Here is a 14,052-nt window from a genome sequence, read left to right on the forward strand (position 1 = left end):
CTGGTTGGACTTTGCCCATCAGCGGGTAACGTCGGCCGGGCTGCCAGCGCTAAAGGCGTGTGCCCGCTGGTCGGTGGGGGATTTCAGGAGGTTTCGGTGATCGAACGGCGTACGGTTTTCAAGGCTGCTCTGGCGGCTGGAGCCGCCCTGGTCGCCGCCGCGTGCTCGAGCGAGACGGGCGGCACCGCCAAGCCGACCGGTGCCAACAGCGACGGCGAAGGCGGTGGCGCGCAGCCAGTGGCGAAGATCACGGCCGAGCCCGCCGCCGACGCCAAGGACGTCCCGGTGCTCAAGCCCGCCGTGCTCAAGGTCGCCGACGGCAAGCTCACCGAGTGCAAGCTCAGCGCCGACGGCGGCAAGGAGGTCAAGGGCGACCTCTCGCCCGACGGCCTCACCTGGACCAGCTCCGAGCCGCTCGGCTACGGCAAGACCTACACCTACGCCGCCAAGGCCACCGGCTCCGACGGCAAACCGGTCGAGTTCAAGGGCACCTTCGCGACGATCGCCCCGGCCAAGCAGGTCCGCGCCACACTCAACCCGGCCGACAACCAGACCGTCGGCGTCGCCATGCCGATCAGCGTCAAGTTCCAGTCGCCGGTGAAGAACCGCGCCGCGGTCGAGAAGGCCCTGTCCGTGAAGACGGACAAGGACGTCGAGGGCGCGTGGGGCTGGCTGTCCGACAGCCAGGTCGACTACCGGCCGAAGGAGTACTGGCCGCAGAACATCACCGTGAACGTCGAGGCGAAGCTCTACGGCGTCGACCTGGGCGGCGGCGCGTACGGCAAGGCCGACGTCACGACGAAGTTCAAGATCGGCCGCAACCAGGTGGTCAAGGTCAACACCCCGGACCACCAGATGCGCGTCTACCGCGGCGGGTCGCAGGTCAAGAGCTACCCGTGCGCGAACGGGCTGGACGGCGAGGTCGACCGCAACACCCCGAACGGCACCTACATCATCATGACCCGGGAGCCGACCGCGGTGTTCGACAACGCCCGCTACGGCTACACGAACGTCAACAAGAAGTGGGCCTGCCGGTTCTCCAACCACGGCGAGTACATCCACGAGAACCAGGACAACGCGGCCAACATCGGGAAGAACAACAACTCCCACGGCTGCGTCAACCTGCTCGAAGCCGACGCCAAGGACTTCTACGACTCGGCGATGATCGGCGACCCGGTCGAGATCACCGGCTCGAAGCTCAGCCCGCCGATGGCCTCGGACGTCAAGGACTGGAACTACAGCTGGGCGGCCTGGCAAGGGCTGGGTGCGAAGTAGCCCGTGCGCACCGAAGTCGTCGGGCACGGCGGGGTCCGGCTCGGCCTGCGGGTCGAGGGCGCCGAAAACAGCAGGCCGATCGTGTTCGTGCACGGCTGGGCGCAGTCGGCCGGCTGCTGGGCCGCGCAGCTCGCCGACCCGGCCCTGACCGAGCGGTTCCGCCTGGTCGCGATGGATCTGCGCGGGCACGGCGCCTCCGACGTCCCAGTCTCGGGCTACGACGACCCGCGGGCCTGGGCCGACGACCTCGCCGCGGTGCTCGACTTCGCCGGCCCGGACGCGATCGTCGTCGCCTGGTCCTACGGCGGCCTGGTGCTGACCGACCACATCCGGGTGCACGGCACCGCACGCCTGCGCGGGCTCGTGCTCGTCGGTGCCATCACCGAGATCGGCCGCGACCGGCCGGGCGGGCGCATCGGTGCGCTGATGCGCGAGCACCTGCGGGCGATGCTTTCGGACGATCCGGACATCGCGATCCCGGCGCTCACCGCGTTCAGCCGCGGGATGGTCTCCGGGCCGGTGCCGGGCGCGCAGGTCCAGGCCCTGCTCGGCGCCGCTCTCAGCGTGCCGCCTTCGGTTCGCTCGGCGCTGTTCCGGCGGGACGCCGGCAGCGAAGACGTGCTGGCCGGGATCGGCAAACCCACCCTGGTCGTGCACGGCTCGCACGACCGTGTGATCGACTCCGCGGCGGCCGAGTACGCCATCGGGAAGATTCCGGGTGCCACCGGGCGTTGGTTCCTTGACGGGGGGCATGCGCCCTTCGCCGAGTCCGCGGCCGAGTTCGACGCGGTGCTCCGGCAGTTCGCCGAGGAATGCTGACGTACGCAGGAGACGTGACCAGGTGACCAGCAACATCCGGAGGTTCCGCGCTGTGCCGCGCCGGATCGCGGTGCTGTCCGTGCACACTTCGCCGCTCGAGCAGCCCGGAACCGGGGACGCCGGCGGGATGAACGTCTACGTCAGCCAGACCGCGACCGAGATGGCCCGCCGCGGCGTCGAGGTCGAGGTGTTCACGCGCGCGACCGCGTCCGGCCAGCCGCCGGTGGCCGAGCTGGCGCCCGGGGTGACCGTGCGGCACGTGCAAGCGGGCCCGTTCGAGCCACTGGGCCGCGATGAGCTGCCCGCCCAGCTGTGCGCGTTCACCTCCGGCGTGCTGCGGACCGAGGCCTTCCACGAGCCCGGCCACTACGACCTCATCCACTCGCACTACTGGCTGTCGGGCCAGGTCGGCTGGCTCGCCCGCGACCGGTGGTCCGTGCCGCTGGTGCACACCGCGCACACCCTGGCGAAGGTGAAGAACGCCGCGCTCGCCGAGGGCGACAAGCCCGAGCCGCGCACCCGCGTGATCGGCGAGGAGCAGGTGGTCGCCGAGGCCGACCGGCTGGTCGCCAACACCGCGGTCGAGGCGCGTCAGCTCATCGACCTCTACGACGCCGACCCGGGCGCGGTGCACGCCGTGCCGCCGGGCGTCGACCTCGAACGCTTCACGCCGGGCTCCCAGTCCGTGGCGCGCGCGGAACTGGGGCTGGCCGAAGACGACGTCGTGCTCGCCTTCGCCGGCCGGATCCAGCCGCTCAAGGCGCCGGACGTGCTGCTGCACGCCGCGGCCGCGATGCTGCGCCGCCGCCCCGAGCTCGCTTCGCGGCTGGTGGTGCTGATCGTCGGCGGGCCGTCGGGGACCGGGCTCGAGCAGCCGCAGGCCCTGCGCGAGCTGGCCGGTGCGCTCGGCATCGAGGGGCAGGTCCGGTTCCTGCCGCCGCAGCCGGGCGAACGCCTCGCCCGCGTCTTCCGCGCCGCCGACGTCGTCGCGGTGCCCAGCTACAACGAGTCGTTCGGCCTGGTCGCCCTCGAGGCGCAGGCCTGCGGGACGCCGGTGGTCGCCGCCGAGGTCGGCGGGCTGCCGGTGGCGGTGCCGCACGGCGTCTCCGGGCTGCTGGTGCCCGGGCACGGCGCCGAGGAATGGGCGGACGCGCTGGCCGCCGTCGCGCTCCGTCCGGACCGGCGCGCCGAACTCGCCGCCAACGCCGTCGTGCACGCGCGCCGGTTCTCCTGGCGCCGGACCACGGACGCGCTCCTGGACATCTATGCTCAGGCCACCAGCGCCTTTTCCCGTGCGCTGGACCTGCGCACGGAGGTGGCGGTGTGAGCCTGGACGAGCTGATCCAGTCTACTTTGGACTCGGCGGAGCTGAAGTACGACAAGCGCGGGCCGGGGAAGTACTTCGTCACGCTGCCGGGAACGAAGAAGCTGCAGACCAACGCGTGGCTGGTCGACGGCGACCACGCGTTTTCGGTGGAGGCCTTCGTCTGCCGCCGTCCCGATGAGTCCCATGAGGACGTTTACCGGTTCCTGTTGCAGCGCAACGCGAAGCTCTACGGCGTTCACTACACAGTGGACAATCTCGGTGACATCTACCTGGTCGGCCGGTTCGGCAAGGAGACGATGAGCGCCGACGAGCTCGACAAGGTGCTCGGCCAGGTGCTGGAAGCGGCCGACGGCGACTTCAACACGCTGCTCGAGATCGGTTTCGCGACGTCGATCAAGCGCGAGTGGGACTGGCGCGTCTCCCGCGGGGAGTCCCTGGCCAACCTCCAGGCCTTCAAGCACCTCGTCGCGCCGGAGAAGCCGCACGAACCGGGCTTGACCGAGTCGTGACCCAGGCCGTGCAACGGCCCTGAACGGCACCTCCGTCTCCTCGCCAGCCGAACTGGAGGGAGACGCAGGATGCGGACTCGATGGAGAGCCGGGCTCGCGGTCGTGGGCGTGGCGTTCGTGCTGGCGGGCTGCTCGGCGGCTCAAGAGGGCAAATCGTCCACGGCGGACAGTGCCGGTTCCGGGCTGGTGCCGGCCGCGCCGCAGCAGGGCGCCGGCAAGTCCGGGCCGGAGAAGGTGACCCCGCCACAGCCGGGCGCCACCGAACGCAAGCTCTCGCGCAGCGCCCGGCTGGAACTGACCGCCCCCAAGGTGGTCGACGTCGTCGCGCAGGCCCGCGGCATCGCGCTGGGCGCCGGCGGCTACACCGGGCAGGAGAGCACGGGCGACGAGCTGGCGACGCTCAACCTCGCGGTGCCCGCGGACAAGCTCGACGGCGTGCTCGACCAACTCTCGCACCTGGGCAGCCGCCTGGTGAAGCGGGAGCTGAACACCCAGGACGTGACCGAGCAGGTCGTCGACGTCGAAGCACGGCTGGCGACGCAGCGGGCGTCGGTGGAGCGGATCCGCGCGTTGCTGGCGAAGGCGACGTCGGTGTCCGAGATCGCCTCCGTCGAGGGCGAGCTCACGAGCCGCGAGGCGGCGCTCGAATCACTCGAGCAGCAGCGGAACTCGCTGGCCGGCAGCGTGGCGATGGCGACCGTGGCGATGACCATCCGCAACGTCGCCGCGGCTCCGCCGCCGGCGGAGGACCACAGCGGGTTCCTCGGCGGGCTGGCCGGCGGCTGGCACGCGTTCCTCGTCTTCGGCGGCGGCCTGCTGACCGTGCTGGGTGCGCTCGCGCCGTTCCTGCTGTTCCTCGTGCCGCTGGGCTGGCTCGGCTGGTGGCTCCACCGCCGTCGCCGGACCCCGGCGCCGGAACCGGGCGAGGGCTGAGCGGAACAGGCGGGACGGCTCGAGGGAGGGGGAGTCGCGATCTCGAGCCGCCCCGCTGAAGTTCCCGCCGATCAGGACCCGGTGACGAGGGGGGTGTCAACGGGGCCGGCGGGCCGCGGCTCGGCAGGGGGGAGACGAGCCGCGGTCGATGCCCGAACCCGGCCGGGGAGTGCGTGGAATCCGGCCGCTCGGGACGTAGCCAACCTGTCAGATACCGGCGGGTAATCACAAGGCTACTGGCTAGCCCGTTCGAGTGAATTTTTGAAATGTCGATAACGGTGTGCAGTCTGGGGCCGGAATTTTGCGCGTTGTTGGCGGGCGGACTTGTCGAAGAGTGAGGTGTTACTCCGCAGTAACACACTCTGCGTAGGACGGCCGCTGCGGCGGAGGTCACCAGCCGGTTGCGGGGCGCGTTCTGGCAGGCTGTGGGGCATGGGCGAGATTGGGACGTTGGTGCTGCTGCGGCACGGGCAGAGCACGTGGAACGCGGAAAACCTGTTCACCGGCTGGGTGGACGTACCGCTTTCGGAGCAGGGCGAGGGTGAAGCCCGCCAGGGTGGCCGGTTGCTGGCCGGCGCCGGGCTGCTCCCGGACGTGGTGCACACCTCGCTGCTGCGCCGCGCGATCTCCACCGCGAACATCGCGCTGGACGCCGCCGACCGGCACTGGATCCCGGTGAAGCGCGACTGGCGCCTCAACGAGCGCCACTACGGCGCGCTGCAGGGCAAGGACAAGAAGCAGACCCTCGAAGAGTTCGGCGAGGAGCAGTTCATGCTCTGGCGCCGCTCGTACGACACCCCGCCGCCGCCGATCGACCCGAACGACAAGTGGAGCCAGGCGGGCGACCCCCGCTACGCCGGCCTCGGCGACCAGGCGCCGCTGACCGAGTGCCTGAAGGACGTCGTCGAACGGCTGCTGCCGTACTGGGAGTCCGAAATCGTGCCGGACCTGCGGGCGGGCAAGACGGTGCTGGTGGCCGCGCACGGCAACTCGCTGCGCGCGCTGGTCAAGCACCTCGACGGCATCTCCGACGCCGACATCGCGGGGCTGAACATCCCGACGGGCATCCCGCTGCGCTACGACCTCACCGAGGACCTGCGGCCGGCGAAGCCGGGCGGCGAGTACCTCGACCCCGACGCCGCCAAGGAAGCCGCCGCCGCGGTGGCGAACCAGGGCCGCTGAGTTTCCGGTCGCCGAAGGCCACGTTGCGGGACTCCGGTCCCGTGGCGTGGCCTTCGTGGTTTCCCGAGCGCGAAGAAGAATAATCGCGGCGGCATCGCGTGACCAATAGTGCATTCCCGGATCGGGGAAAATTCCGTGGGGCGGCGAGTGTGCTCACGGCGACTACGACACCACGCACGTCATCGGCTGGAGCAGTGGTGACCTGCTCGGCGTCGACGGACGCGGCTGCACTTCCTGAAGTTTCACCGGCTGATTCCCGAGGATATCGAGCTTGACCCGAAACGATTTCCGGGGCGGTGCGTGCCCGCTCCGGGATCCGCTGACGTTTCCGTTCCTGTCCTTTTATCGGAGTGGTAACGTGAAGCCGCATGAAGCGATTTTCGGTGCTCTTTCCGGTCCTGGGGGCGCTTCTGGTCCTGGGTGCCGCGTGCTCGGACCCGCCTGCCGGTGATCCGGGGGCCGCCGCTTCGCTCCCCGAACCCGTCATCCCGGCGAACCCCCCGCCGGCCCCGGCGGCCGCCGCCGAGGTGCACCTGCCGCTCGACCCGTACGTCAGGCCCGCCGAGGGCCATCAGGAAACCCTCGGGAAGGCGAAGGCCATCCTCATCACGAAGTGCATGCGGGACAAGGGATTCGCCTACCAGCCCGACGACGGCGGGAGCACCGCGCAGCCGAGCGCCCCGCTGCCCGGCTACGGGCTCAACGACCTGAAAGCCGCCCGCGAGTCGGGGTATTCGCCGCCCGGCGAGCAGGGCCGGATCCCGACGCTGGACAAGCTCGTGCGGGAACACGGCGCCGCGTGGGTCAAGGCGCTCTACGGCTTCGTGCCGCCGGACACCTCGGGCCCGGACGGCTGCCTGAGCACCGCCGTCGTGAGCGCCCCCGAGTACGACCGGCTCGACCGGGAACTGCCCGGGCGGCTCGCCGGCCAGGCGAGCGAACGGACCCGGGGCGACGGCCGGGTGGTCGCTGCGACGAGCGCGTGGAGCGCCTGCATGGCGGAGTCCGGCTACTCGTACAAGTCCCCGGCCGAGCCGCCGAAGCAGAAGTGGCCGACCCCGCCGTCGCCGGCGGAGCTCGCGACCGCGACGGCCGACGTGACCTGCAAGGCCCGGACGAATCTCGCGGGCATCTGGCTGGCCGTGCAGACCGGCTATCAGCAGACGCTGCTCGAGCGGAACGCGCCCGCGCTGAAGCAGCTCCAGGACGCCTGGCAGGCCGTGCTGAAGAACGCCGGGCAGATCGTCGCGACCGGCGGCTGAGGAGCCGCCCGCGGGCGAATCACAGCAGGCCGGCTTCGCGGGCCCGGGCCCCGGCCTGGAACCGCGACGACGCGCCCAGCAGCTCCATCAGCTCCGCCACCCGGCGCCGGTAGGTGCGCAGGCTGACGCCGAGGACCCGGGCCGCCGTCTCGTCCTTGCAGCCCGACGCCAGCTGCTCCAGGATTTCCCGCGCGCCCAGCTCGGTGAACCGCGCCTGGTAGGACTCGAGGTCGGTCGCGGCGTGCCAGGCCGCTTCGAACAGCGACTGGATGCCCTGGACCAGGTCCGGGTTGCTGATCACCGTGTAGCCGCGGACGCCGCCGACGTCGTCGCCGGCCACGATCGCGATGCGGCGGTCGAGCAGGATCGTCTCGTTGATCTCGCGTTCGGTGATCCGGATCCGGGCGCCGTGCGCGGCCACCTGCCGCAGGTGGCCGGCCAGCGCGGGGTCGAACAGCACGGCGGGCAGGTAGATCTTGCGCAGGGTCATCCCACGCGCCTGCTGCTCGCGTTCGGACGCGCTCGGGTGCGCCACCGACCACGTGTGCAGGTCGCGGGCCGCGCAGGAAATCTCCGTCGCGACCTCGAACAGGTGCGCGGTCCGCTCGAACAGCTCGGCTTCGCCGCGCACCATGACGACGTCAGTCACCTTCTCCACGTATTCCAGTGTGGCAGCAAACTGCCAAACCCGGTGGTCACGCGGGCCGCCCGGAAGGCTGGGGCCATGACCACGAACACGCTCCCCGCCGCCGCGGCGGGCACCTGGAAGCTCGGCTCCTTCGAAGTCAACCGCCTCGGGTTCGGCGCCATGCGCCTGATGTCCACTTCGGACGGTGGCATCCGTGCCCGCGAGACGTCGCTCGCCGTGCTGCGCCGGGCCGTCGAGCTCGGCGTGAACCACATCGACACGGCCGCGTTCTACTTCGCCGGCCCGCGCTCGGCGAACGAACTGATCAACAGCGCGCTGTCGCCGTACGACGACCTGGTCGTCACCACCAAGGTCGGGCCGGGCCGCGATTTCGAAGGCACCTTCTACACCGCCCGGCCCGAGCAGCTGCGCGCCCAGGTCGAAGAGAACCTGCGCGAGCTGGGCCTCGACCACCTCGACGTCGTCAACTACCGGATCGGCCAGGCCCTCGACCGCGGCACCGGCTCGCTCGCCGACGGCTTCGGCGCGCTCGCCGAACTGCGCGAAGCCGGGCTGATCCGCGAGCTGGGCATCTCCAACGTCGGCCCGGAGCACCTCACCGAGGCCCTCGCGATCGCGCCCGTCGTCTGCGTCCAGAACCAGTACGGCCTGACCGCCCGCCGCGAGGACGACGAGCTCGTCCGGATGTGCGCCGAGCGGGGGATCGCCTTCGTCCCGTTCTTCGCCGTCGCGAGCGCGACGGGGGAGGACGCGCGGGTGGCCGAGGTCGCGCGCCGCCACGACGCCACCCCGGCGCAGGTGCGGCTCGCGTGGACCCTCCACCAAGGACCGCACGTGCTCGCCATCCCCGGCACCGGCGATGTCGCGCACCTCGAACAGAACGTCGCCGCGGCCGCGCTGGAGCTCACCGAGGAGGATTTGGCGGCTCTCGAGGGGAACGGGTGAATTCGCCGGAATGTCTCGCCGGGGAATCGATCGGGTGAACGCCGCCTGAAGCCCCGGCGAACATGTCCTCCGCAGGTGTCGCGGTGCTCACGACAAGGCGGACAACGCTAGGCCGAAGGGCCACTTCTCAGCTTACGATCGGCCCGTGACCACGCCTGTTTCACTCGCATTGGCCATCGGCGCACTGGTGGCCGGTGCGGTGGCCGGTTACTTCCTGGCGCGGGCCCGCACCCGCCGGGAAGAGGTCCGGCCGCCGGGCCCGACCGTCGCCGAGCTCCTCGAACGGCTGGTCCGCTCGTCCCACAACGGCATCGTCGTGCTCAACCGGTTCGGCGACATGGTGCTGCACAACCCGCGCGCCTACGAGCTGGGCCTGGTCAAGGTCAACCAGGCCGACCCGCGGGCCCGCAAGGCCGCCGAGCAGGTCTCGGAGACCGACGAGGCCCTGGAAATCGACCTTTCGCCGCTCGAAGCGCGCGGCCGCCAGCCGGAGGCGGTGCTCGGCCAGGTCCGGCCGCTGGGCGACGGTTTCACCGTCGTCGAGGCCGTCGACCACTCCGAGGCCATCCGGCTGGAGGCCGTGCGCCGCGACTTCGTCGCCAACGTCAGCCACGAGCTCAAGACCCCGGTCGGCGCGATCGCGCTGCTCACCGAGGCCGTGCTCGACGCCGCCGAGGACGTCGCGGAGGTCCGCCGCTTCGGCGGCAAGATCCTGCGCGAGTCCACCCGGCTCGGCCAGCTCGTCACCGAGCTGATCGCGCTGTCGCGGCTGCAGGGCGCCGAACGGCTGCCCGACCTCAACGTCGTCGAGGTCGACGCGGTCGTCCGCGAGGCGCTCGGCCGCACCACGCTCTCGGCCGAGTCGGCCGACATCCGGATCACCACCGACACCCCGAGCGGCCTGCTCATCGAGGGCGACCGGACGCTGCTGGTCACCGCGCTGTCGAACCTGCTGGAGAACGCCGTCGCGTACTCGCCGGCCGGCAGCCCGGTGTCGATCTCCCGGCGGCTCGCCGACGGGATGGTCGAGATCGCCGTCACCGACCGCGGCATCGGCATCGCCGAGGACGAGCAGCAGCGCGTGTTCGAGCGCTTCTACCGCGCCGACAAGGCCCGCTCCCGCGCCACCGGCGGCACCGGTCTGGGCCTGGCGATCGTCAAGCACGTCGCGGCCAACCACGGCGGCTCGGTCGGGCTGTGGAGCCGTCCGGGCACCGGCTCGACGTTCACCCTGCGCATCCCCGCGCACGTCAGCCCCGAACCGGCCACCGAGCCGGCGCGGGCGGCCAAGACCTTGCCGGCACCGCGGCAGGAGAAGACCCCCGAGCGCACCCCCAGGCTCGTGGTTACCGGGCAGGACAGCCCAGATCATGGAGGAAACCTGTGACCAGGGTTCTCATCGTCGAGGACGAGGAGTCGTTCGCCGACCCCCTCGCCTTCCTGCTGCGCAAGGAAGGGTTCACCGCGGCCGTGGCCGGCACCGGCCAGGCCGCGCTGGAGGAGTTCGACCGCAACGGCGCCGACATCGTGCTGCTCGACCTCATGCTGCCCGGGATGAGCGGCACCGACGTCTGCAAGCAGCTGCGCCAGCGCTCCGCCGTGCCGGTCATCATGGTGACCGCGCGCGACAGCGAGATCGACAAGGTCGTGGGCCTGGAGCTGGGCGCGGACGACTACGTCACCAAGCCGTACTCGGCGCGTGAGCTGATCGCCCGGGTCCGCGCGGTGCTGCGCCGCGGCGGCGAGCCCGGCTCGGAGGGCGAGCTGGCCCCGCTGGTGCTGTCGGCCGGCCCGGTCCGGATGGACGTCGAGCGGCACGTCGTGACCGTCGACGGCGCCGACGTCTCGCTCCCGCTCAAGGAGTTCGACCTGCTCGAGTACCTGCTCCGCAACGTCGGCCGCGTGCTCACCCGCGGGCAGCTGATCGACCGGGTGTGGGGCGCGGACTACGTCGGCGACACGAAGACGCTCGACGTCCACGTGAAGCGGCTCCGCTCGAAGATCGAACCCGACCCGGGCTCGCCGCGGCACCTCGTCACGGTTCGCGGCCTGGGCTACAAGTTCGAGACGTAAGCCCGATTCGGTGCGGTATCGCCCGATATCGGCGGCCTCGGAGTCCTCGGAGGCGCGCCGGGGCGGTACCGCACCGAGTGTTGTTGGTTACATGTTCGAGACCTGACGCCAGGCCCGGTACCCTGGACCCCCGTGCGCCTAGGGGTACTCGACGTCGGTTCCAACACCGTCCACCTGCTCGTGGTCGACGCCCACCGTGGCGCCCACCCGACGCCGATGCATTCCGAGAAGTCCGTGCTCCGGCTGGCCGAGCGGATCACCCGGAGCGGCGAGCTCAGCCGGGCCGGTGCCGACGAGCTCTGCACCGCGGTCCAGTCCGCGAAGGAAGCCGCCACCCGGCTCGGCTGCGAAGAAGTCATGGCGTTCGCCACCTCCGCGGTCCGCGAGGCGAAGAACTCGGTGAAGGTGCTCGCCCGGGTGGCCGAGGAAACCGGCGTCGACCTGCAGGTCCTTTCGGGTACCGACGAAGCGAGGCTCACGTTCCTCGCCGTCCGCCGCTGGTACGGCTGGTCGGCCGGGCAGCTGCTGGTGCTCGACATCGGCGGCGGCTCCCTCGAGGTCGCGATGGGCCGCGACGAGGAGCCGGTGCTGGCCGAATCGCTGCCCCTGGGCGCCGGGCGCACCACCCGGACCCGCTTCCGGCACGACCCCCCGACGCGCTCGGAACTCGTCGCGACGTCCGCGTGGCTGGACGACCAGCTCACCGACCTCGCGCGCAAGGTCACCAAATGGGGTGAACCCGATCGGGTCGTGGCGACGTCGAAGACGTTCCGCTCCCTCGCCCGGCTGACCGGCGCGGCCCCCTCGGCGGCGGGCCCGCGCGTCCGACGTACGCTCACGGACACCGCACTGCGCCAGCTCCTGGCCTTCGTTTCGCGGATGCCTTCGGCCGATCTCGCGCAGCTCGAGGGCGTCAGCTCGAGCCGATCGCAGCAGCTCGTGGCGGGTGCGCTCGTGGCGCAGGCGACGATGCGGGCGCTCGGTGTGCCGGAACTCGAGATCTGCCCGTGGGCTCTGCGAGAGGGTGTCATCCTGCGGCGGCTGGACCATTCGAACAGCGCGGATGAGACTGGAGCCGCCCTCGTGGGGCGCTTCGGCGCACAGGAGGACCGGTGAAAGCACGCGGCTGGACTTCCCGGACGGATAACGGGCACGGTGGAGAGGTGACGGACATGCAGAGGTCGGTGTACAGCGCGCGCGGCGCCGCCGGTGGGCCGTCGGGTACCACTCCGCGAGGTGCCGGAAGCAACTCGGTGCGCGCAGGGGATCACCAGGTATGACGGACCAGACCGGAGGCGACCAGCCGCAGAAGACCGTGGCTGAGCTGCTCGCCCAGCACGGTGCCCAGGTCGACGGCGGACGCCGTCGCCGCCGGCGCGCCGCCGATGACGACGACGAACCCGCCACCCCGGAAGCCCCGCCCGGCGCCACCGGCTCGCACCGGCGGCCCGGCGTGAGCGACACCGGCCCGCAGGCGATCATCGACCGGGTGGCGTCCGAGGGCACGCCGCCCCCGCCGGCACCCCCCGCGCGGCCCGCCGGACGGCGTCGCGCCGAGCCGCCGTCCCCGCCGCCGCCCGCGCCCCGCGCGGTGCCGCAGGACTCCCAGCCGCTGCCCCGGCCGGTGCCGCCGCCCCCGGCGCGGCCCGCCCCCGGCGGTGCCGAGTCCGGCCAGTACGCCCGCCCGGTCCCGCAGGAGTCCGGGCAGTTCGCCCGGCCGCCGCAGGAATCGGGCCAGTTCTCGCGCCCGGTCGCGCCCGAGCCCGGGCCGCCGCGGCCGCCGGAGTCGGCGCAGCTGCCGGTGCCGCCGCGCGCCGCGCCGCGCCGCCAGCCCCCGCCGCCGTCCCAGCCGATGCCGGTTCCGCCGCCGCCGCCGTCGCAGCAGCTGCCGGTTCCGCCGTCGGCCGAGGAGACCCGCGCCGTGGCGCCGGTCCGGCGCCGCCCCGGTCCGCCGCCGCCGTCCCAGCAGCTGCCGGTTCCGCCGCCGCAGCCCTCGCAGCAGCTGCCGGCACCCCCGCCGCCCGGCGGCCCGCTGTCGGCCCGGCTCGACGGCCTCAACGGCACCCCGGACGCCGACATCGACGTCCCGCCGGGCCCGATGGCCGGCGGAACGTTCGCGCCGCCGCCCGCGGCTCCCGGCCGGCCGCGCCGCGCCCCGTCGCGCCGCCCGGAGCCGAAGCGCGAGGACCACACCGAGCAGTTCTCGGCGGTCCCCGACGACGAGCCGCCCGCCCCGCCGGCGCCGAAGAAGGGCAAGAAGCCCGAGCCGCCGCCGGAGCCGTCCTCGCCCGCGGGCCTGGCGAACTGGCGCAAGCGGCGGCAGAAGGAGCAGATGGAGGACACCGAGATCGGCGTGATGCCGGTGGTGCCCACCGACGCCCCCGACGACGGCTACCCCGAGGACGACTTCGAGCCCGACGACTTCGCGCCGGAGGGCAGCGGCTACCAGGCCGCCTACGAGGCGGGCCCGCCGACTGGCGCGTACCCGCCGCCGATGCCGTTCGCGCCCGGCGGCGACCGGGCTTCCCGGGCGCCGATCCCGGACGACCTCGCGCCCTACGAGCGCGAGTTCGCCGACGACTACCCGGCGGACGGCCCGGACTTCGAGCAGGACGACTACGCCTACGAGCAGGGCGAAGACTACGAAGACGACGAGTACGACGACGCGCCCGAGCCGGTCGCGGAGCCGGAACCCGCGGCTTCGCCCGGCAAGCAGTGGCTGGCCCTGGCCGGCCAGCTGGCGATGGGTGTCGTCGGCGGGGCCGCCGTCTGGCTCGGCTTCAACTGGCTGTGGGTGAACATCCCGGCGGCCGCGCTGATCGCCGCGCTGCTGGTGGTCGTCGCGCTGGTCTGGATCGTGCGGAAGATCCGCCGCGCCGAAGACCTGCAGACCACGGTGCTGGCGGTGCTGGTCGGCCTGGTGGTGACGGTCTCGCCGGCGGCGCTGCTGCTCGTCGGCCGCTGACGCCGCCGACGCCGCCGACACCGCTGACGCCCCAGCTCCCGCCCGCCGTGGCGGGGGGGGGGGGGGGGGGGTGGTGTGGTCGGGGGGGGGGGGTGGGGGTGGGTGGGGAGTCC

At 72.3% G+C, this 14,052-nt stretch carries 13 protein-coding genes; 12 read left to right on the plus strand and 1 reads right to left on the minus strand.

All coding sequences use genetic code 11. From position 1 onward, the window contains the following. Positions 1-96 precede the first annotated feature (96 nt). From AB0M30_RS07840 to AB0M30_RS07870, 7 genes are all read left to right on the plus strand, one after another. Positions 97-1,275, plus strand: a complete 1,179-nt coding sequence (locus tag AB0M30_RS07840; protein WP_364581312.1) for an Ig-like domain-containing protein — start codon at positions 97-99, stop codon at positions 1,273-1,275. A gap of 3 nt (positions 1,276-1,278) precedes the next feature. Further along, positions 1,279-2,094: an alpha/beta hydrolase gene (locus AB0M30_RS07845; protein WP_364581315.1), complete on the plus strand. Its 816-nt coding sequence runs from the start codon at positions 1,279-1,281 to the stop codon at positions 2,092-2,094. Between the two features lie 22 nt (positions 2,095-2,116). Further along, positions 2,117-3,421 carry a D-inositol-3-phosphate glycosyltransferase gene (gene mshA / locus AB0M30_RS07850; protein WP_364581318.1) on the plus strand — a complete coding sequence of 435 codons (1,305 nt, stop codon included), beginning with the start codon at positions 2,117-2,119 and terminating at the stop codon, positions 3,419-3,421. Beyond that, entirely contained in the window at positions 3,418-3,930 is a 513-nt protein-coding gene (locus AB0M30_RS07855) for a YbjN domain-containing protein (protein WP_103337278.1), read from the plus strand. Before mshA ends, AB0M30_RS07855 begins: the two co-directional genes overlap by 4 nt. Before the next feature lie 69 nt (positions 3,931-3,999). Next, entirely contained in the window at positions 4,000-4,863 is an 864-nt protein-coding gene (locus AB0M30_RS07860; protein ID WP_364581321.1) for a DUF4349 domain-containing protein, read from the plus strand. Positions 4,864-5,295: 432 nt separating this feature from the next. After that, a complete protein-coding gene (locus AB0M30_RS07865) occupies positions 5,296-6,045 on the plus strand; it encodes a phosphoglyceromutase (protein WP_364581323.1) in 750 nt (249 codons plus the stop codon). Between the two features lie 368 nt (positions 6,046-6,413). Further along, positions 6,414-7,307 carry a hypothetical protein gene (locus AB0M30_RS07870; RefSeq protein WP_364581325.1) on the plus strand — a complete coding sequence of 298 codons (894 nt, stop codon included), beginning with the start codon at positions 6,414-6,416 and terminating at the stop codon, positions 7,305-7,307. 19 nt (positions 7,308-7,326) lie between these two features. Here the strand turns inward: AB0M30_RS07870 and AB0M30_RS07875 are convergent, their stop codons facing one another. After that, positions 7,327-7,965, minus strand: coding sequence for a DUF6879 family protein (locus AB0M30_RS07875; protein WP_364581328.1), 639 nt, complete (start codon positions 7,963-7,965; stop codon positions 7,327-7,329). Between the two features lie 66 nt (positions 7,966-8,031). Here AB0M30_RS07875 and AB0M30_RS07880 point away from each other — a divergent pair, with 66 nt between their 5' ends. The 5 genes from AB0M30_RS07880 (at position 8,032) to AB0M30_RS07900 (ending at position 13,939) form a co-directional block, all read left to right on the plus strand. Next, positions 8,032-8,901: an oxidoreductase gene (locus AB0M30_RS07880; RefSeq protein WP_364581330.1), complete on the plus strand. Its 870-nt coding sequence runs from the start codon at positions 8,032-8,034 to the stop codon at positions 8,899-8,901. Positions 8,902-9,046: 145 nt separating this feature from the next. Beyond that, a complete protein-coding gene (locus AB0M30_RS07885; protein ID WP_364581333.1) occupies positions 9,047-10,288 on the plus strand; it encodes an ATP-binding protein in 1,242 nt (413 codons plus the stop codon). After that, on the plus strand, positions 10,285-10,974 hold the full coding sequence (locus AB0M30_RS07890; RefSeq protein ID WP_013222396.1) for a response regulator transcription factor: 690 nt from the start codon (positions 10,285-10,287) through the stop codon (positions 10,972-10,974). The genes AB0M30_RS07885 and AB0M30_RS07890 overlap by 4 nt, the downstream gene beginning before the upstream one ends. 132 nt (positions 10,975-11,106) lie before the next feature. Further along, the gene (locus tag AB0M30_RS07895) at positions 11,107-12,090 is read left to right on the plus strand and encodes a Ppx/GppA phosphatase family protein (protein WP_364581336.1); all 984 of its coding nucleotides are present in this window, start codon (positions 11,107-11,109) and stop codon (positions 12,088-12,090) included. A 160-nt stretch (positions 12,091-12,250) separates the two neighbouring features. Beyond that, positions 12,251-13,939 carry a hypothetical protein gene (locus AB0M30_RS07900; RefSeq protein WP_364581338.1) on the plus strand — a complete coding sequence of 563 codons (1,689 nt, stop codon included), beginning with the start codon at positions 12,251-12,253 and terminating at the stop codon, positions 13,937-13,939. Positions 13,940-14,052 lie beyond the last annotated feature (113 nt).

The organism is Amycolatopsis sp. NPDC051716 (genome assembly GCF_040681595.1).
GTDB lineage: Bacteria > Actinomycetota > Actinomycetes > Mycobacteriales > Pseudonocardiaceae > Amycolatopsis.

Bases quoted from the DNA above. Each gene is read 5' to 3' on its own strand.
- AB0M30_RS07865 (WP_364581323.1), top strand. From the start codon at position 5,296: ATGGGCGAGATTGGGACGTTGGTGCTGCTGCGGCACGGGCAGAGCACG.
- AB0M30_RS07900 (WP_364581338.1), top strand. From the start codon at position 12,251: ATGACGGACCAGACCGGAGGCGACCAGCCGCAGAAGACCGTGGCTGAG.
- AB0M30_RS07870 (WP_364581325.1), top strand. From the start codon at position 6,414: ATGAAGCGATTTTCGGTGCTCTTTCCGGTCCTGGGGGCGCTTCTGGTC.
- AB0M30_RS07880 (WP_364581330.1), top strand. From the start codon at position 8,032: ATGACCACGAACACGCTCCCCGCCGCCGCGGCGGGCACCTGGAAGCTC.
- AB0M30_RS07860 (WP_364581321.1), top strand. From the start codon at position 4,000: ATGCGGACTCGATGGAGAGCCGGGCTCGCGGTCGTGGGCGTGGCGTTC.